Source organism: Robertmurraya mesotrionivorans, assembly GCF_050971805.1.
Classification (GTDB): Bacteria; Bacillota; Bacilli; order Bacillales; family Cytobacillaceae; genus Robertmurraya_A.
Map to the genome: position 1 here is coordinate 1 of NZ_JBPCCH010000027.1, position 19,413 is coordinate 19,413.

The following is a 19,413-nucleotide window of genomic DNA, read 5'->3' on the forward strand; positions in this document are numbered from 1 at the left end:
AGTCCGGTACAATACCGGACTCAGACCTTAAGAGCTGCCTGATGAAATAAAATGTCTAACTTTATGGGGTCACTTCAAATCAAGGTGGTTTTTTACGTTTTCTTAACAGTAAATCAACCTGGTTTCAATGTTTTCCGCTTAAACTGAAAGCATTAGAAAGGTGGGTGTATAAGTGAAGCGAACAATGGATTGGATTGTAAAATCTGATGAAATCATTTTCTACTTATTAAACAAGCAGCCGTTATTCCTAATTCAAATCTTTAGATGGGTTACTCATTTAGGTGGTGCTCTTTGCTCTATGGGAATACCTTTATTCGTTTGGGTGTTTGGTCCGTTAGAGCTTAGAGAAGTAGTTATCGTCGTTTACTTTTCTTTGACCTTAAGCCATTTGTTTGTCTTTTTAGCTAAGAGGCAATTTCGACGACTTAGGCCTCACTTATCAACCTTACAAGCTACCATACATGGTCCAACACTAAAGGATCCTTCCTTTCCGTCTGGCCATTCTACAGCAATATTCTCAGTTGTTACACCTTTTATTTTATTTGATCCATTTTTAGCTCCTTTATTGTTTCCTATTGCAATCATGGTTGCGCTTTCTCGTGTAATACTAGGCGTCCACTATCCAACCGATGTGTTAGCAGGTTCGTTACTAGGTGCTTTCACAGCAATGGGATTTTGTCATCTATTTTTCTAGGGGGGATCAGTTTGAGAATAGCTATTTTTACTGACACATTTTTTCCGCAAGTAAACGGTGTAGCAAAATCATTGAAAAGATACTCTGATTACCTACTACAAAAAGGGCATACAGTAGAAATATTTGCACCTGAGTTGGAGGGGAGTAATACGTACCCCTATGTTCACCAATTTATGAGTATTCCTTTTTTTATCTACCCAGAATGTCGAACAGCATTGGCTCTGCCGAATACCATCCTTGAACGAGTACAAGCATTTTCTCCAGACCTTATCCACGTGGCTACGCCATTAACGATGGGAGTACTAGGTTCCCATGCAGCTAAAAAATTGCATATTCCTATCATTTCCTCTTATCACACACATTTTGATCAGTATCTGGATTATTACAAGCTGAGTTGGATCTCTCCAATTCTGTGGAGATATTTAAAATGGTTTTATTCTTCCTCAGAACGAATTTTTGTTCCCTCTAAGGAGACGTTAACGCATCTCCAAACAAAAGGCTTCACCAATTTATCTATGTGGTCGAGAGGGGTAGACTGCTCACTTTTTCGTCCTTCTAACCAAACGGTCAACATTCGAGAAAAATATAATATAAAAGCTCCTTATATTCTTCTTTATGTAGGAAGACTTGCACCAGAAAAAGACCTATCTACACTACAAAAGATCATTGAACATTTCTCGAAAAAGTGGAAAGTAAGCGTCCACTGGTTAATTGTAGGGGATGGTCCTAGTTTTGAGGAGATATCTAGTCTTTCGAACGAGAGCACAAATATAACAATGACGGGGTATTTAAGTGGGAATGAACTGGCTTCTTGTTATGCAGCTAGTGATTTATTCGTATTTCCATCTCAAACAGAAACATTTGGGAACGTTGTACTAGAGGCACTTGCTAGTGGAACTCCTGCAATTGTCTCTAATCGTGGAGGAGTAAGTGGAATTGTAGAGCATAACAAAACTGGAAAGATATGTGAAGCTGGCGATTACCAGGATTTTATTAAGCAGACGGAACAATTACTCACTAACAAAGTGAGTAGGCTCATCATGGGGAAAAATGCAAGAGAATATGCACTAAAGCAAACATGGGAAGGAATCTTCGACGATTTAATCAATGAGTGTAAACGAACGATTAAGCGGAAATTAGTAAATTTAAAAAAGAATGCTTAACTGTAATCAATGAGTGACTTCAATCTAACCTTGTGTTTCGTTTCTTACTATGATATAATTTCTTCTTGTGAGTAATGAATATTGCTCCTTGCCCAATTGGGCCGTTTAGACCAAAAGGAGGTGAACGTGATGAGAGCGTACGAAATTATGTACATCATCCGCCCAAACATTGAAGATGAGGCTAAAAAAGCCTTAGTTGAGCGTTTCAACACTATCTTAACTGATAATGGTGCGGAACTTACTGAAGCAAAAGAGTGGGGTAAGCGTCGTCTTGCATACGAAATCAATGATTTCCGTGATGGCTACTACCAACTTGTAAAAGTTAACTCTGATGCAGCTGCAGTGGAAGAATTCTCTCGCTTAGCTAAAATCAGCGAAGATATTATCCGCCACATGGTTACTAGAGACGAAAAATAAGAATAGATAAGCACTTCTAATCTTGATGTTTCACGTGAAACATTAGACGTAGAAGAAAGGGGGTTGATTCTGATGATGAATCGTGTTGTTCTAGTCGGTCGGTTGACGAAAGATCCTGAATTACGCTATACACCAAATGGGGTTCCTGTGGCTACTTTTACACTTGCGGTCAATCGTGCTTTTACGAATCAGCAAGGAGAAAGAGAAGCAGATTTCATCAACTGTGTGATTTGGCGTAAACCTGCAGAAAACGTAGCAAACTTCTTGAAAAAAGGCAGTCTTGCTGGCGTAGATGGTCGTGTTCAAACACGCAGCTATGATGGACAAGATGGTAAGCGAGTATATGTCACTGAAGTATTAGCTGAAAGTGTTCAATTCTTGGAGCCAAGAGGTGCTTCTGGTGGTTCTGCTCCTGGCGGAAACGCAGGAGGCTTCGGAGGGCAAAGAGAAGCTTCACCATACGGGAATAACAATCAGAATCAACCATATAGAAACAACAATAATAATAACCAAGGTTTTACAAGAATGGATGAAGATCCATTTGCAAATGACGGTGGTCAAATCGACATTTCTGATGATGATTTACCATTTTAAATCCTTGAACATACGATAACTTTTATTAAAGGAGGGAAATACTCATGGCAATGGGCGGAGGACGTAGAGGTGGACGCGCGAAGCGTCGTAAAGTTTGCTTCTTTACAGCAAACGGAATCACTCATATCGATTACAAAGATGTAGATCTTCTTAAAAAATTCATCTCAGAACGTGGTAAAATCTTACCTCGTCGTGTAACAGGTACAAACGCTAAATACCAACGTAAATTAACAGTTGCTATCAAGCGTTCACGTACTATGGCATTACTACCATACGTTACTGGTGAATAATGAACGGAGAAAGACACCCTTAGTGGTGTCTTTTTTTATTCTTAACTTTGACATCTAATCTGTATGAGTTGAATCCATCTCTAGAACTAGATAAAATAGAAGTGATGCAATTAAATGAGGTGAGGGATTGAATAATGTTCGACAGTTAACAACAGGAGCTTTGTTACTAGCTATTTATGCAGCTCTTCTTTTGTTAACAACGTATTTGCCCCTATTAGGGATGGTAACCAACTTGTTCTTGGGATTACCTTTTATTCTTTTTGCGTATAAAAATGATCGCAAAAGTATGCTAGTGTTTTTTGTTGCTTCCATTTTACTATCACTAATTGTGGGAACAGTATTTGCCATCCCAGTAGCCATTACCTTTGGTCTAACAGGCTTAGTGATGGGAGACTTTATAAGAGAGAAGAAAAGTAGGGAAGCGATTTACTTTGGTGGCTCCATAGCCTTTCTATTAACCGTTGTGTTGACCTATGCTATTTCAGTTGCTTTTTTCCAAATTGACTTTATTGACGAAACCATAGCAGCAACCAAAGCTTCCATAGAATCCTCCCTTTCAATCATGGAATCATTAGGACAAACTCCCAATGAGAAGCAGATGGAAGAACTACTTGCTGGAATAGAGGCGGGAAGGTTTTTAAAACCAACTTTGTTTGTTATGGCTGCATTTCTTGCAGTGTTCTTTATTCAACTAGTTAGTTTTCCTATAGCAAAACGTTTTCAAGTTGAAATTACGAATTGGAAGCCTTTTCGTCAACTTCAGTTGCCAAAAAGTATTTTATGGATCTATTTATTTTCCATTATTGCTTCGATGATATTTAACCCTGAAGAGGGAAGTTTTGCTTTTATGGCCATTGTAAATATCGCCTTTTTACTTCAATGGTTAATGGTTTTACAAGGTTTGGCTTTCATTTATTACTTTAGTAATGCAAAGAAGTTTCCAAGGGCAGTGCCAATAATGTTCACAATTGGAGTCTTGTTATTTCCACAACTACTTTATATTGTACGGATATTAGGTATAATTGATTTAGGCTTTGATTTAAGAAAGAGGATAAAGAATCAATAAAATACACTACTGTGTGGGAGCTGAAATTATGCCTTCTTATCTAGAAAAGCGATCGATTCGCTACCCCATCTACGCATTAATTGCCATAACAGTGGTGCTTCTCGGATTAATTGCTGTGTACAATTGGTTACTAGGCTTAATCGGATTAATAGTAGCATTCCTTCCCTTTTTCTATATCTTTCAGCTTGAAAGAAAACAAAGAAAAGAAATGGAAGAATACATAACTACATTGTCCTATCGAGTGAAAAAAGTGGGCGAGGAAGCGCTCATGGAAATGCCAATTGGTATTATGTTAATTAATGATGACTACTATATTGAGTGGACGAACCCGTTCTTAGCTTCATGCTTTGAAGAGGATACACTTGTTGGTAGGTCACTCTATGATGTAGGCGAATCACTTATTCCTTTAATTAAGCAAGATGTTGAAACAGAAATCATCACGATTCATGATCGTAAATTTAGAGTCATTCACCGTCCTGAGGAAAGACTCCTGTACTTCTTTGATGTAACTGAACAAACAGAAATTGAAAAGTTATATGAAGATGAACGCACCGTCATTGCAATTATTTTCTTAGATAATTATGATGAATTAACGCAAGGAATGGAAGATCAGACAAGAAGTAGTTTGAATAACCTTGTCACATCGATTTTAAATAAGTGGGCGCAGGAAAATGGAGTCTTCCTAAAAAGAATTACCTCTGAACGCTTTATTGCTGTATTTAATGAAAATATCTTACAGCTGCTCGAGAAAGGGAAGTTTTCTGTCCTTGATGACGTGAGAGAAACGACTTCAAAACAAAATGTCCCGTTAACCTTGAGCATTGGAGTAGGTTCTGGTGTATCGTCACTACCAGAGTTAGGCTCATTAGCACAATCTAGTCTTGATTTAGCGCTAGGTCGTGGTGGGGACCAGGTGGCGATTAAGTTAACAAATGGTAAGGTTAAGTTTTTTGGTGGAAAGACGAATCCAGTTGAAAAACGGACAAGAGTACGTGCGAGGGTCATTTCGCATGCACTTAAGGAGCTTGTAACAGAAAGTGACAAGGTCATCATTATGGGGCATAAAAGTCCGGATATGGACGCTATTGGAGCTTCAATAGGTATACAAAAGGTTGCCCAAATGAATGAACGGGATGCTCATATCGTCTTAAATCCAAACGATATTGATACAGGTGTTCAAAGGTTATTAGAAGAGATCAAAAAACATGAATCATTGTTTGAACGATTTGTTACACCGGAGCAGGCACTAGAGCTTGCAACGGAGGACACTCTGTTAGTGGTTGTTGATACACATAAACCTTCATTAGTTATTGAAGAGCGTTTATTAACAAAAATTGACCATGTTGTGGTTATTGACCATCATAGACGAGGAGAAGAGTTCATTCAAAGTCCACTACTCGTTTATATGGAGCCATATGCGTCCTCAACAGCAGAGCTCGTTACCGAGTTATTAGAATATCAGCCAAAACGTGGAAAGATTGATATGCTTGAAGCAACAGCTCTTTTAGCTGGTATTATTGTAGATACAAAAAGCTTTACTCTTCGTACAGGAGCTAGAACCTTTGATGCTGCTTCGTATTTAAGAGGGCAAGGGGCTGACACGGTTCTTGTACAAAAGTTTTTGAAAGAAGATGTTGATTCATTCTTAAAACGTGCTAAATTGATCGAAACGGTTTATTTTTTCAAAAAAGGGGTCGCTATTGCAAAAGGAAATAACACGCAGGTTATTGACCAAATTTTAATTGCACAAACGGCAGATACCCTGCTGACGATGGACGGAATTCAAGCTTCATTTGTTATTTCGAAGCGTTCAGATCAAACAGTTGGAATTAGTGCCAGGTCGTTGGGTGACGTGAACGTCCAAATTATTATGGAGAATCTCGATGGTGGAGGCCATTTAACAAATGCAGCAACACAGCTGACTGATGTAACTATTGAGGAAGCGGAAGAAAGACTGCAAACGGCCATTCACGAGTATATGGAAGGGAGAAAGAAAGAATGAAAGTGATCTTTTTGAAGGATGTTAAAGGAAAAGGAAAAAAGGGAGAAGTGAAAAATGTTGCCGATGGGTACGCACAAAACTTCTTGATTAAACAAGGACTTGCAGTAGAAGCGAATTCAACAAATGTTAGTACCCTTGAGGGACAGAAAAAGAAGCAAGAGAAGCTAGCTGCAGAAGAGCTTGCTGAAGCAAAAAAACTAAAAGAAACGATTGAAAAAATCACAGTAGAATTAACTGCAAAAGCTGGTGAAGGTGGGCGACTTTTTGGTTCTATCACTAGTAAGCAAATTGCAGAAGAGCTGCAAAAAAAGCATAATATTAAAATTGACAAACGTAAAATTGAATTAGAAGATGCTATCCGTGCTTTAGGTTATACAAAAGTACCGGTAAAGCTTCATACCGAAGTTCAAGCTACGTTAAATGTACACGTAAAAGAAGTAAACTAAATTTGGAAGTTCCATTTCGGTATATTCATGATAAAATAGAGTAGCTAACAAAATGTGACCCGTTTTTCTGGTCACATTTTTTCTGGTTTTTATCATATCCTCTAAGAAAGCAAAGGGAGGTTACTATAAATGAATGATTTATATGCTGACCGTCTCCCTCCTCAAAATATAGAGGCTGAGCAGGCGGTTTTAGGTGCGATATTTTTAGAACCATCTTCTCTTACAATGGCTTCGGAAATATTAATTCCTGATGATTTTTACCGAGCAGCACATCAGAAAATTTTCCAAATGATGTTACAGCTGAGCGACAAAGGAAAAGCCGTCGATTTAATAACAGTGACAGAAGAGCTTTCAGCTGCGAAGCTCCTTGAAGATACTGGTGGCGTAAGCTATTTAAGTGAATTAGCTGGTTCGGTTCCGACAGCTGCTAATATAGAATACTATGCTAAGATAGTTGAGGAAAAATCATTACTTCGACGATTAATCCGTACAGCAACCACCATTGCTACAGACGGTTATACGCGTGAAGACGAAGTTGAAGTTTTGTTAGGAGAAGCAGAGAAAAGTATTTTAGAAGTATCCGGCCGAAAAAATGCGGGTGCTTTTCATAATATAAAGGACGTCCTTGTCCGAACATATGACAATATTGAAGTCATGAATAATCGTGTTGGGGAAGTAACGGGTTTAGCAACAGGGTTCTCAGAGCTTGACCGTATGACAGCAGGGTTTCAACGGAATGACCTAATCATTGTAGGAGCACGACCATCCGTTGGTAAAACAGCCTTTGCCTTAAATATTGCGCAAAACGTCGCATCAAAAACCGGTGAAAATATTGCTATTTTTAGTCTCGAGATGGGTGCTGAACAGCTTGTGATGCGTTTGCTTTGTGCAGAAGGAAATATTGATGCACAAAGGCTTAGAACGGGTTCATTAACAGACGAGGACTGGGGTAAGCTAACGATGGCTATGGGGAGCTTATCGAATGCTGGAATCTTTATTGATGACACCCCAGGGGTAAGAATTACAGATATTCGTTCAAAATGTCGCCGTTTAAAGCAGGAACATGGCCTAGGTATGATTCTGATTGATTACTTGCAGTTAATACTAGGAAGTGGGCGATCTGGCGAGAACCGTCAACAAGAGGTATCAGAAATCTCCCGTTCCTTAAAGGCTCTTGCTCGTGAGCTGAAAGTACCTGTTATTGCCTTATCACAGCTTTCTCGTGGAGTAGAACAGCGTCAAGATAAGCGTCCAATGATGTCAGATATCCGTGAATCAGGAAGTATCGAGCAGGATGCCGACGTAATTGCCTTTTTATATCGTGATGATTATTATGATCGTGAATCGGAAAGTAAGAACATTATCGAAATCATTATTGCGAAGCAGCGTAATGGTCCGACTGGAACAGTATCGTTAGCGTTTGTGAAGGAATATAATAAGTTTGTTAACTTAGAGCGGCGTTTTGATGATAATGGAGTTCCATCTGGAGCTTAATAGATTAGAATAATAAAAGACTAGCAGAACCGGCTAGTCTTTTTTCTATGAAAAACGAATTAATTACGAACAAAAAATATTAATCTTACAAAAATCGTTCGGGTTTTATTGACTTTTAGCGGTTCACATTGGTAAACTAATGATGTTTGATTGCACGAAAAAAACTAAGTTACCTTTGGAGGTGCTGTTATATGTCATCAGTAGTTGTAGTTGGAACACAATGGGGAGACGAGGGAAAAGGAAAGATCACAGACTTCTTATCAGAAAATGCAGAAGTGATCGCTCGTTACCAAGGAGGAAATAATGCCGGCCATACGATTAAGTTCGGCGGAGAAACGTATAAGTTGCATTTAATTCCTTCTGGAATCTTCTATAGTGATAAGGCTTGTGTGATTGGAAATGGAATGGTTGTAGACCCAAAAGCTTTAGTAAAAGAGCTTGCTTACTTACATGACAAGGGTGTTACAACAGATAATCTTCGTGTGAGCAACCGTGCACATGTTATTTTGCCTTACCATTTGCGCCTTGATGAAGTAGAGGAAGAAAGCAAGGGAGCAAATAAGATTGGTACTACGAAAAAGGGAATTGGCCCAGCTTATATGGACAAGGCAGCGCGTATCGGAATACGTATTGCTGACCTTCTTGACCGTGAAGTGTTCGAGGAAAAGCTAGCACGTAACCTAGAAGAGAAAAATCGTTTGCTTGAGCGTATATATGAGACTGAAGGCTTTAAGATTGAAGATATTCTTGATGAGTATTACGAGTATGGTCAACAAATTAAACACTATGTGTGTGACACTTCAGTTGTGTTAAACGATGCACTTGATGAAGGACGTCGCGTTCTCTTTGAAGGTGCTCAAGGAGTTATGCTTGATATTGACCAAGGTACATACCCGTTTGTTACATCTTCAAATCCTGTGGCAGGTGGAGTGACGATTGGATCGGGTGTAGGTCCTACGAAAATTAAGCACGTAGTTGGGGTATCTAAGGCTTATACGACTCGTGTAGGGGACGGTCCTTTCCCAACGGAATTAGATAACGAAATTGGTCACCAAATTCGTGAGGTGGGCCGTGAATATGGTACAACTACGGGACGTCCGCGTCGTGTCGGTTGGTTTGATAGCGTAGTCGTCAGACATGCTAGAAGAGTAAGTGGAATTACAGATCTATCTCTAAATTCCATTGACGTGTTAACAGGTATTGAAACATTAAAAATCTGCGTGGCGTACCGTTACAAAGGGGAAGTAATTGAAGAATTCCCGGCTAGCTTAAAAACATTAGCTGAATGTGAGCCAGTCTTTGAAGAGCTGCCAGGCTGGACGGAGGACATCACAGGCTGCAAATCACTTGCTGAGCTACCAGCAAATGCTCGTCACTATTTAGAGCGAATTGCACAGTTAACAGGTATTCCATTGTCAATTTTCTCTGTAGGTCCAGATCGTACACAAACGAATGTTGTGTTAAATCCATGGAGACAAAGCTAATCAAATTAATCTCAATATTCGCCACTGATCGTAGTGGCGAATATTTTATTTAAGTAAAATGAATTTTTTTATAAAAACATATTGCAAACTATAAAGCTATTATGCTAATATAAAAAACGTCGTCATAATATGTCGAATAAGCACATGGCCCCTTGGTCAAGCGGTTAAGACACCGCCCTTTCACGGCGGTAACACGGGTTCGAATCCCGTAGGGGTCATCACACTATTCCAATCTCTTCAAAGGCAAGAGGTTGGAATTTTTATAAATACATAATTATGGCTCAGTAGCTCAGTCGGTAGAGCACGATGAATAAGCTCCAAAGAAAAGACATCCAGCGTACCGATTTGAAAAATCGGGACGAAGGACAGAGCAATACATATCTAGGGTTAAATAATAAATGCGGCTCAGTAGCTCAGTCGGTAGAGCACGATGAATAAGCTCCAAAGAAGAAACATCCAGCGTACCGATTTGAAAAATCGGGACGAAGGACGAAACAATACATATCTAGGGTGAAATATTAATTACGGCTCAGTAGCTCAGTCGGTAGAGCAAAGGACTGAAAATCCTTGTGTCGGCGGTTCGATTCCGTCCTGAGCCATCTATGAAAGAGGAGTTTGTCCTATGACAAATTCCTCTTTTTTGTTACAGAGATGTAATATTCAAGTAAATTTCTTCCAAGAAATTTGTCGAAAATAGCCGTAGTGATTTTTCTAAGAAATGAAAGCGTTTCTTTTGGAAAAGCTGTTATATCAATGTTTTGCTAGAAAACCTACGCAAGATATCATTCTATTCATTCGACTAGCTTTTGTAATATAATGTCATTAATTATACATTTGTGTTACATATCAGGTGCTAGTAAACTCTTACTGGCTTATTTATGGTAAAGTAAAGAAGTCTTATTATGCAATAATATAAAAATAAAAGAGTTAAAAGCACTAAAAGTGTTTTGTTGCGCTAGTCTAGGAGGATTAGAGAATGGGTTTTTTCAATAAGAGACTTTCCGAACTAACGATCAACACATCTAATAGTCTAAAACCTACAATAAAAATGGCAGCTATTTCAGCAATGGCAATAGGAGCATTTACATTTGGTGTAAGTACTGCATCTGCTAGTGGCTCTAATTTAAGCACCGTATACTATGTATATATGAATAAAGAATATGTTGGTACTGTTTCTGACAAAGAAGTGGTTCAAGAAATTCTAGATGAAAAAGTAGAAGAGTTTAAGCAATCATATACAAATTTAGATTTAGCAGTTGATTCACAACTTACATATGTTTCAGAGCAAGTGTTTAGTTCTAGTGCTAAAACAAATGACGAAGAAGTTGCAGAAATCATCCAAAGTAAACTGGCCGTTCAAGCAAATGCTTCAGCATTAGTTATTGATGGAAAAGCTGTAGCTTACTTAAATAGCGAAGCAGAGGCGGATCAGGTGTTAAATGCTTTGAAGCTAAAGTATGTTTCACAGGACCAACTAACAGAGTTGGAAACTCGTAAGGCAACTCCTGAAGTGGTATTATCTCCTCTAAAGGAAAATGAAGTTCGTCTATTAGACGTTTCATTCACAAAAGAAGTTTCACAAAATGTAGAAAAAGTTACTCCAGATAAAATACTAACTGTTGAGGAAGCAGTTACCTTTTTAACTAAGGGTACATTAGAAGAAAAGAAATACTCTGTGAAAGAGGGAGATGTGTTAGGTGGAATCGCCTCAGCACATGGAATGGAAATGTCACAATTATTATCCATTAACCCGGGTATGACAGAAGATAGTGTGTTAAAGATTGGGCAAGAATTGAATGTAACCTTCCTGCAACCCCTTCTTCAAGTAGTAGTAGTGAAAGAAAAAGCAAAAAAGGAAACAATACCATTTGCTAATCAAGTAATAGAAGATGAAGCAATGTATAAAGGTGATACAAAAGTAGAACAAGAGGGAAAAGAAGGGGCTCGTGAGGTAACATATAAAGTCTCAGAGCAAAATGGAATCCCTGTAGCTCAAGAGGTTACAAGTGAACAGGTCCTTCAAGAACCTGTTAATTATATTGTTAGAAAAGGAACAAAAGTTGTACCATCTCGTGGTGACGGGTCCCTTGCATGGCCTGCAAATGGAGGTTATGTTTCCAGCCAAATGGGCTTTAGATGGGGCAAACAACATAAAGGTATAGATATTGCACGACCTAGCAGTGGAACCATTAAAGCTGCTGACAATGGAACAGTCGTATCTGCTGGGTATGATGGCGGGTATGGAAACAAGATTGTCATTGATCATAATAACGGAATGCGTACGGTTTATGCGCATTTAGCTTCAATCAGTGTAAGTGTTGGCCAAACAGTTGTTAAAGGGTCAGCTATTGGAGTGATGGGTTCAACTGGAGATTCAACAGGTGTCCATCTTCATTTTGAAGTTTATAAAAATGGTAGTTTAGTAAATCCACTAAATTATGTAAATAGATAATATATTAATACCTCTAGTGAAAACTAGAGGTTTTCTATTTCTTAATGAAGTGATATGCCTGCTAAAAGCGTGAATTCAATGGCATATCATGATAAAGTAAGGATTATGAACAGTAAAAATAGCGGAAGATAAAATAAATATTACAGTCAACTAAAGGAGCTATGAAATGGAAAAACGTATACTAGTTGTCGACGATGAAAAACCGATTGCAGATATCCTTCAATTTAACCTTAAGAAGGAAGGGTACGACGTATATTGTGCATATGATGGGAACGAAGCATTAAAGATGGTAGAAGAAATTATGCCAGACTTAATCTTATTAGATATTATGCTTCCTCAACGTGATGGAATGGAAGTATGTCGGGAAGTTCGTAAAAAATATGAAATGCCTATTATCATGCTAACAGCAAAGGATTCTGAAATTGATAAAGTTCTTGGTCTTGAACTTGGTGCAGATGACTATGTAACAAAACCATTTAGTACAAGAGAATTAATTGCTCGTGTGAAAGCAAATTTAAGAAGACATCAAACAAATTTAAGTCAGCAGGAAGAAGATGAGACAAATGAGATTGAACTAGGCTCATTGACGATTCATCCAGATGCTTATATTGTTTCAAAGCGCGGTGAGATGATCGAGCTTACTCACAGAGAGTTCGAACTGCTTCACTACTTAGCCCAGCATATCGGACAAGTGATGACGAGAGAACATCTATTACAAACCGTTTGGGGTTACGATTATTTTGGCGATGTTCGTACAGTCGATGTGACCGTTAGAAGACTTCGTGAGAAAATTGAAGATAACCCAAGTCACCCAACATGGATTGTGACAAGAAGAGGGGTTGGATACTATTTACGAAATCCTGAGCAGGAGTAATCAGTAAATGAAAAAGGTTGGGTTCTTTCGATCTATTCATCTTAAATTTGTCATGATTTACGTATTGTTAATATTAATTGCAATGCAAATCATCGGTGTTTATTTTGTTAGGCAGCTTGAAAACACATTGTTGAGAAATTTTGAAACCTCTATTGAAGAGAGAGTTAATCTTTTAGCCTATTACTTAGGGGAAGAGCTAGGCAAGGAACGTAATCCAGATGATGAAGGGCCAACTATCGAAGAGGCTGTTAAGAACATACTGTCTGATTTAAATACGACAGATATAACAGAGGTTCGTTTAATAGAGGCTAGTACTCAAAAAATAATTGGCACATCAGATCCTTATAATCAAGGAATTGTAGGTCAAAGATCTACCGATACATTAATTAGGCGTGTCATTGCTACATCCTCTGATGAAGGAGAGGATGTCACTCAAATAGATCGACAGAAAGGACGGATTTGGATATTAGTAAAACCTGTTCGTTCCGATGATGATGTTACCGGAGTTATTTACTTGGTAGCGAAGAAAGAAAATGTGTATTCACAAATGAAAACCATTAATAATATTCTTGCGACAGGGACTGGTATTGCATTATTGATTACAGCAGTACTTGGAATTTTACTAGCACAAACGATTACAAGGCCGATTTCTGATATGCGAAAGCAGGCACAGGCAATGGCTAAAGGAAATTTCTCTCGAAAGGTAAAAGTATACGGATATGATGAGATCGGTCAGTTGGCCATTACTTTTAATAACCTTACAAAAAAGTTGCAAGAGGCACATGCAACGACTGAAGGAGAACGTCGAAAGTTATCGTCTGTTCTCTCCTATATGACAGATGGTGTAGTTGCTACCGATAGAAAAGGGCGAGTAATCCTTATCAATGAACCTGCGGCAAAGCTTTTAAGTGTTTCACGTGAAACAATATTATCTAGCTCCATTGTGTCTTTATTAGGCTTAGAAGAAGACTATTCGTTTGAAGACTTACTTGTAGAGAAAGAATCGCTTATTTTGGACTATAGCACAGCGACAAAACCTCTTATTCTACGGGCGAATTTTTCAGTCATTCAAAAGGAAACAGGTTTTGTAAATGGACTAATAACGGTTCTTCATGATATTACAGAACAAGAAAAAATTGACTTAGAGAGACGAGAATTTGTTGCCAATGTGTCACACGAGTTGCGGACACCTTTAACCACGATGAGAAGCTACTTAGAAGCATTATCAGATGGTGCATGGAAGGACGAGGAAATCGCTCCAAACTTTTTAAGTGTGACGCAAACAGAAACAGAGCGTATGATACGTCTAGTGAATGATTTGCTTCAGCTTTCTAAAATGGACAGCAAGGATTATCGCCTTAAGAAGGAATGGTTTAATTTTATAGATTTCTTCAATCGAATTATTGATCGTTTTGAGATTATTAAGGACGAAAATACTGCTTTTGAACGAAACCTATTAGATCATGCTGCCTTTGTTGAGGGAGATGCAGACAAGCTTACACAAGTTCTTGATAATATCATTTCAAATGCTATGAAGTATTCTCCACAGGGTGGGAAAATCACGTTTAAAGTGGAGGAAAAGGAAGATCATATTGTAGTTAATGTCAGTGATCAGGGGATGGGCATTCCAAAAGAAAATCTTCAGCAAATTTTTGAACGATTTTATCGAGTGGATAAAGCAAGAACAAGAAAGCTTGGTGGAACAGGTCTAGGACTAGCCATCGCAAAAGAAATGGTAGAAGCCCATGGAGGAGAGATTTGGGCGGAGAGCGTGGAAGGGAAGGGGACAACAGTCTCATTCACCCTCCCTTATGATCGAAATGAGGAGGATGATTGGACATGAAATATGAAACGATAAAGTCTATCGTCCTATTAATTCTTGTTGTTTTTAGCATTCTTCTTACATGGATGTTGTGGACATATCAGCCCAATTATGACACTTTGAAGGAAAGTGGTAATACCGTTGAAGAGGTATCGCTTGGTGAAACGAAGGAATTGAGCAAAATTGTTCGCCCTGAACGATTGTTTTTACATCAAGGCGAGAAACACTATGGTACATTTGATTCCTTTGAAATTGATCAAACCATGAAGGAGTTAAGCTTATGGGGATTCAGCGAGTTTGAAGATATATCAGAACTCGTAAAAAACATTCCTTCCTTTATTTATGATAAAAACGCTTTAGAACTTATTTTTCCTGATATTGTTCCTTTAAAGGAGTATCGAAGCGCGTTACAATTACCTAGTAATGATCTTCCTAAAAGTAATTTTGACCGAATTGTTATTGATTTAGAGCCAGAAACAAGAGAGGGAGGAGTCGTTTATTTTATTTCCTCCAAAGAACATGAAGTGCTTCGAGCATATGTTTCAGCCTCTTATATCAATGATTTTAAAGAGCGCTATTATACGAACATAAATGAGAATGAAAAGCTTGCACTATATGAACCAATTAATCGGGAAAGTTTTACGATGCTTAGAAAAGAGCCTGTAAAAATTGCCTTTTATAAGCATCTAACTGTGGACTTATCGACGGAAAAACTTCGTGGCGCCTTATTTAGCGATCCGAATGTAGTGTCAAAGAATTATAGCTCTTTCGGTGAAGAGTACACGGATACTACTACATTGTTGAGTATCAATAATGAAACAAATACCGTTTCCTATGTGAAAACAGAAGATGTTGAAAGTGAGACAACAACGAAATCGAGTCACCTCCTGGAAAAAAGTATTGATTTTATTAATAGTCATGGTGGCTGGACGGATAATTATCGATATGTAGGAATGGATGAGTCAGAACAGGTCATATTATTCCGATTATACGATTTAAATGGTTACCCCATCTTTGGCGACAATGGAATATCGGAAATTTTACAAATGTGGAATGCTAGTGGAATAAATAAATATTTTCGAAGTAATTTCATGTTAGGAAGAAGATTGGAAGCAACTGAAATTACGCTTCCCTCTGGTGTCAGTGTACTAGAGGAGTTGAAAAAAGTAGAAGATGTTGACCTTGATTTTCTTCAGGATCTTACGATTGGCTATCACATGTCTAAGGTTACCGAAACCGAAATTACCCAGAATTCACTAATTTATTTAGAACCCTCTTGGTACTATAAGTATAACGATGAGTGGAAAATGGTACCCAGCAGCGAGAATGGGGGGATAAAGCATGGATTGGAGTAGAATTAAAACCATCTTTATCCTTTCCTTTTTCGTTTTAAATATCTATCTTATGAATGAGTTCTTAAAGATTCGTACCGCAACCAAATATGAATATGCGACCAATCCTTCTTTAGAAAACCGATTAAAGGCGGATGAAATCACATACAATGATCTTCCAAAAAACCTTGAAAAGGACAAGTACTTAAGTACGGTACCGAAAGTGTTTACAGAGGAAGAGGTTGAAATGCTTATAGATACAACACTCAGTGGTCAAACCATTACGATAAGAAACAACCAATACATTGAATCAGAATTGGATACACCTTTAAAAGTGAGTAGCAAAGGGCAACCACCTGAGTTAGATGCGTTTTTAAAAGGATCAGTCATGAATGGTGACCAGTATCGTTATTGGGGTAGAGATGATACCGAAAATAGTATTACTTATTATCAGCAGTACCAAGAAAAGCTATTTTATAAAAACCAAAGTGGCCAAATCACGTTCAAATTAAATAGTGATAATGAAGTAGTTTCCTACAAACAAACATTCCTCGGTAAAATCGAGGAGCTGTCGGAAGATGAAAGAATTATTCAGCCCATCAAGGCGATAGAAACACTTTATGAAAATGGCTATTTACCGTATGGAACGAAGATAGAGAGAGTCGAGTTTGGCTATTACACACTTGTTCGTTTAACTTCATCACAGGTATTAACACCTGCGTGGCGCTTTGTGTTAAACGGAGGGGAGAATTTATTTGTGAATGCCTTTGAAGGACAAGTCATTCAACTAAAGGACGAAGAAAATAATTGGAGTGAATAGTATGTCATTGCATTTTAGTATCCTAGCGAGTGGGAGTACAGGGAATGCGATTTATGTAGAATCGGAAGGTCAGTCCTTTCTAGTAGACGCAGGACATAGTGGGAAGCAAATGGAGGCTCTTTTTCAAAAAATTGATCGGGACATTAGTAAGCTGTCTGGACTTTTTGTAACCCATGAGCATAGTGACCATATCAAAGGAGTCGGAATATTAGCGAGAAAGTACAAGCTTCCTGTTTATGCTAATGCAAAAACATGGGATGCCATGAATCATTTGGTAGGGGAAATTCCTGTGGAGCAGAAATTTACGTTTGACATGGAAACAGTCAAAAGCTTTGGTGGGGTAGATATTGAATCATTTGGCGTGTCCCATGATGCGGCAGAGCCCATGTTTTATGTATTTCATCATAATGGAAAGAAGCTCGTTCTAATTACAGATACAGGATATGTTAGTGATCGTATGAAGGGAATCATTCAGAACGCAGATGTGTTTGTTTTTGAGAGCAACCATGACGTTCAAATGCTTCGTATGGGAAAGTATCCATGGAGCATTAAGCGCCGAATTTTGAGTGACGTTGGACATGTATCGAATGAAGATGCAGCCATTGCGATGAGTGAAGTAGCTGGTGATAACACAAAACGTATTTACTTAGCTCATTTAAGTCAAGACAACAATATGAAAGATTTAGCTAAAATGTCTGTCGAGCAAACACTTCAAAGCAAGGGCATCATCATTGGAGAGCAATTTGATTTATACGATACCGATCCTAAAGTTCCAACGGTGTTAACTGCGGTATAATAAAGGTGATTCCGACTTTCGGGTCACCTTTTTGGTTTATTCTCTGGCAAGAAGGGATTATATTATATATAGGGATAAAAACTACATAGATAATGATTGTTTGAAAGGATTGGTGAATCGTGGGTTATTATGATCAAGACTACGAAACACGGTACAGAAAACAAAAGGGAAATCGAGGAGGGTACTTTTTAGCAAGCTTAGTTGGAGCCATTTTAGGTGTTTTTCTTATTGTGGTTGCCTTGCCTCGAATTGGCTTTGATGTTCTTCCATATTCAACAGAAACAGATTCAGATGTAGAAGACGGTACGACAAACAACGACGCTGTTAGGACAGAAAATGTTAGCTTAAACGTAGTGACAGATATAACAAAGGCAGTAGAAAAAGCAGGAGATGCGGTAGTTGGAATTACGAATCTTCAAACGACCAGTTTTTGGTCAGAAACAAGTAGTCAGGAAGCAGGGTCAGGATCAGGTGTTATTTATAAAAAAGTGGATGGCAAAGCATATGTTGTAACAAACCATCACGTAATCGAAGGGGCAAACTCACTTGAGGTTACATTGTCTGATGGAACAAAGCTTGAAGCTAAGCTAAGAGGCAGTGATGTTTGGACTGATTTGGCTGTTCTTGAGGTTGATGGAAGCAAAATAGAAACTGTTGCTGAGTTTGGTGATTCGGATGCTTTAAAAATTGGAGAGCCAGTTATCGCCATTGGAAATCCACTTGGGGCAACGTTTTCTGGCTCAGTTACACAAGGGATTGTATCAGGTTTAGAGCGTGCGATTCCTGTTGATATCAACCAAGATGGTGCGATTGATTGGCAGGCTGAAGTTCTCCAAACGGATGCTGCAATTAACCCTGGTAATAGTGGTGGAGCATTAATTAATATCAGTGGGCAAGTGGTTGGCATTAACTCTATGAAGATTGCTCAGAGTTCCGTAGAGGGAATCGGCCTCTCCATTCCAATAAAGTCCGCTGAGCCAATTATTAGTGACCTAGAGGAGTTTGGTGAGGTAAAACGACCATACATGGGAATCCAACTTCAATCAGTAAATGAAGTATCAGCCTATCATCAGAAAGAAACATTGAAACTTCCGGAAGATGTAACATCTGGAGTGGTGATTATGACGGTGGATCCAAACTCACCTGCAGAACAAGCAGGATTAGAAGATTTGGATGTGATTGTTGAAATGGACGGCGATCCAATTAAAGATGTAATTGATTTAAGAAAGCATCTATATAATAAAAAGAAAGTTGGAGATCAGCTGAAAATTAAATTCTACCGTGCTGGAAAGCTTCAAGAAACAACGATGAAGCTAGGTGGAAATACATTATAGTTGAGGGAGAAATGCAGGCATGATGTCTGTATTTCTTTTTTGTGGATAGAAATTTCGCGGTACTTTTGGTAGGATGGGATAGGAATGTGGATAAGTTTTGGACAAACTACATATAAGATATCCACATAGGATTTTGTTGAAGTTTGGAGAATTTTGAAGGAGGGAAATAACATGATTTACTGCTGTGAAGAACACGTAGATCTTGCTATAGATACGGTCGTAGATGAGTTTGAGACATTTCCAACCTTACTAAAAGTTGAGGGAAATGAGTTATCAACAACTTGTGAATATTGTCGAAATGATGCTATATATATGGTAGGGAACAAATGATCCT

General features: G+C 38.4%; 19 protein-coding genes and 2 tRNA genes. All 21 read left to right on the plus strand.

From position 1 onward, the window contains the following. The first annotated feature begins 172 nt into the window (after positions 1 to 172). Positions 173 to 694, plus strand: a complete 522-nt coding sequence (locus ACRX5O_RS22750) for a phosphatase PAP2 family protein (protein ID WP_433908038.1) — start codon at positions 173 to 175, stop codon at positions 692 to 694. Positions 695 to 705: 11 nt separating this feature from the next. Then, the gene (locus tag ACRX5O_RS22755; protein WP_433908039.1) at positions 706 to 1,857 is read left to right on the plus strand and encodes a glycosyltransferase family 4 protein; all 1,152 of its coding nucleotides are present in this window, start codon (positions 706 to 708) and stop codon (positions 1,855 to 1,857) included. A 129-nt stretch (positions 1,858 to 1,986) separates the two neighbouring features. Then, positions 1,987 to 2,274: a 30S ribosomal protein S6 gene (gene rpsF, locus ACRX5O_RS22760; protein ID WP_119710417.1), complete on the plus strand. Its 288-nt coding sequence runs from the start codon at positions 1,987 to 1,989 to the stop codon at positions 2,272 to 2,274. 72 nt (positions 2,275 to 2,346) lie between these two features. After that, positions 2,347 to 2,868: a single-stranded DNA-binding protein gene (gene ssb, locus ACRX5O_RS22765; RefSeq protein ID WP_119710416.1), complete on the plus strand. Its 522-nt coding sequence runs from the start codon at positions 2,347 to 2,349 to the stop codon at positions 2,866 to 2,868. Between the two features lie 50 nt (positions 2,869 to 2,918). Next, positions 2,919 to 3,158: a 30S ribosomal protein S18 gene (gene rpsR / locus ACRX5O_RS22770; RefSeq protein ID WP_066059822.1), complete on the plus strand. Its 240-nt coding sequence runs from the start codon at positions 2,919 to 2,921 to the stop codon at positions 3,156 to 3,158. Between the two features lie 127 nt (positions 3,159 to 3,285). Continuing rightward, positions 3,286 to 4,224: a YybS family protein gene (locus tag ACRX5O_RS22775; protein WP_433908040.1), complete on the plus strand. Its 939-nt coding sequence runs from the start codon at positions 3,286 to 3,288 to the stop codon at positions 4,222 to 4,224. Positions 4,225 to 4,252: 28 nt separating this feature from the next. Continuing rightward, on the plus strand, positions 4,253 to 6,226 hold the full coding sequence (locus tag ACRX5O_RS22780) for a DHH family phosphoesterase (RefSeq protein WP_433908041.1): 1,974 nt from the start codon (positions 4,253 to 4,255) through the stop codon (positions 6,224 to 6,226). Next, positions 6,223 to 6,672: a 50S ribosomal protein L9 gene (gene rplI, locus ACRX5O_RS22785; RefSeq protein ID WP_433908042.1), complete on the plus strand. Its 450-nt coding sequence runs from the start codon at positions 6,223 to 6,225 to the stop codon at positions 6,670 to 6,672. The genes ACRX5O_RS22780 and rplI overlap by 4 nt, the downstream gene beginning before the upstream one ends. A 129-nt stretch (positions 6,673 to 6,801) precedes the next feature. Next, positions 6,802 to 8,166, plus strand: coding sequence for a replicative DNA helicase (dnaB, locus tag ACRX5O_RS22790; protein WP_433908043.1), 1,365 nt, complete (start codon positions 6,802 to 6,804; stop codon positions 8,164 to 8,166). A gap of 191 nt (positions 8,167 to 8,357) precedes the next feature. Then, a complete protein-coding gene (locus ACRX5O_RS22795) occupies positions 8,358 to 9,650 on the plus strand; it encodes an adenylosuccinate synthase (protein WP_119710412.1) in 1,293 nt (430 codons plus the stop codon). Between the two features lie 146 nt (positions 9,651 to 9,796). Then, positions 9,797 to 9,868: transfer RNA gene (locus tag ACRX5O_RS22800), tRNA-Glu, on the plus strand. A gap of 88 nt (positions 9,869 to 9,956) precedes the next feature. Continuing rightward, positions 9,957 to 10,088: a hypothetical protein gene (locus ACRX5O_RS22805; protein WP_433908044.1), complete on the plus strand. Its 132-nt coding sequence runs from the start codon at positions 9,957 to 9,959 to the stop codon at positions 10,086 to 10,088. 88 nt (positions 10,089 to 10,176) lie between these two features. Then, positions 10,177 to 10,249: transfer RNA gene (locus ACRX5O_RS22810), tRNA-Phe, on the plus strand. A gap of 377 nt (positions 10,250 to 10,626) precedes the next feature. After that, complete coding sequence (locus tag ACRX5O_RS22815) at positions 10,627 to 12,102, plus strand: peptidoglycan DD-metalloendopeptidase family protein (RefSeq protein WP_433908045.1); 1,476 nt, start codon at positions 10,627 to 10,629, stop codon at positions 12,100 to 12,102. 166 nt (positions 12,103 to 12,268) lie between these two features. Beyond that, positions 12,269 to 12,976 (plus strand): response regulator YycF, encoded by a 708-nt coding sequence (gene yycF, locus ACRX5O_RS22820; protein WP_119710410.1) that lies wholly within the window; start codon positions 12,269 to 12,271, stop codon positions 12,974 to 12,976. A gap of 7 nt (positions 12,977 to 12,983) precedes the next feature. Then, the gene (gene walK / locus ACRX5O_RS22825) at positions 12,984 to 14,819 is read left to right on the plus strand and encodes a cell wall metabolism sensor histidine kinase WalK (RefSeq protein WP_433908046.1); all 1,836 of its coding nucleotides are present in this window, start codon (positions 12,984 to 12,986) and stop codon (positions 14,817 to 14,819) included. Beyond that, complete coding sequence (locus tag ACRX5O_RS22830; protein ID WP_433908047.1) at positions 14,816 to 16,153, plus strand: YycH family regulatory protein; 1,338 nt, start codon at positions 14,816 to 14,818, stop codon at positions 16,151 to 16,153. The genes walK and ACRX5O_RS22830 overlap by 4 nt, the downstream gene beginning before the upstream one ends. Next, the gene (locus ACRX5O_RS22835; protein ID WP_433908048.1) at positions 16,140 to 16,949 is read left to right on the plus strand and encodes a two-component system regulatory protein YycI; all 810 of its coding nucleotides are present in this window, start codon (positions 16,140 to 16,142) and stop codon (positions 16,947 to 16,949) included. The genes ACRX5O_RS22830 and ACRX5O_RS22835 overlap by 14 nt, the downstream gene beginning before the upstream one ends. Position 16,950: 1 nt before the next feature. After that, positions 16,951 to 17,745: an MBL fold metallo-hydrolase gene (locus tag ACRX5O_RS22840; protein WP_433908049.1), complete on the plus strand. Its 795-nt coding sequence runs from the start codon at positions 16,951 to 16,953 to the stop codon at positions 17,743 to 17,745. Positions 17,746 to 17,864: 119 nt separating this feature from the next. After that, complete coding sequence (locus ACRX5O_RS22845) at positions 17,865 to 19,079, plus strand: S1C family serine protease (RefSeq protein ID WP_433908050.1); 1,215 nt, start codon at positions 17,865 to 17,867, stop codon at positions 19,077 to 19,079. Positions 19,080 to 19,250: 171 nt separating this feature from the next. Then, the gene (locus ACRX5O_RS22850; protein ID WP_119710404.1) at positions 19,251 to 19,409 is read left to right on the plus strand and encodes a CxxH/CxxC protein; all 159 of its coding nucleotides are present in this window, start codon (positions 19,251 to 19,253) and stop codon (positions 19,407 to 19,409) included. The last annotated feature ends 4 nt before the right edge of the window (positions 19,410 to 19,413 follow it).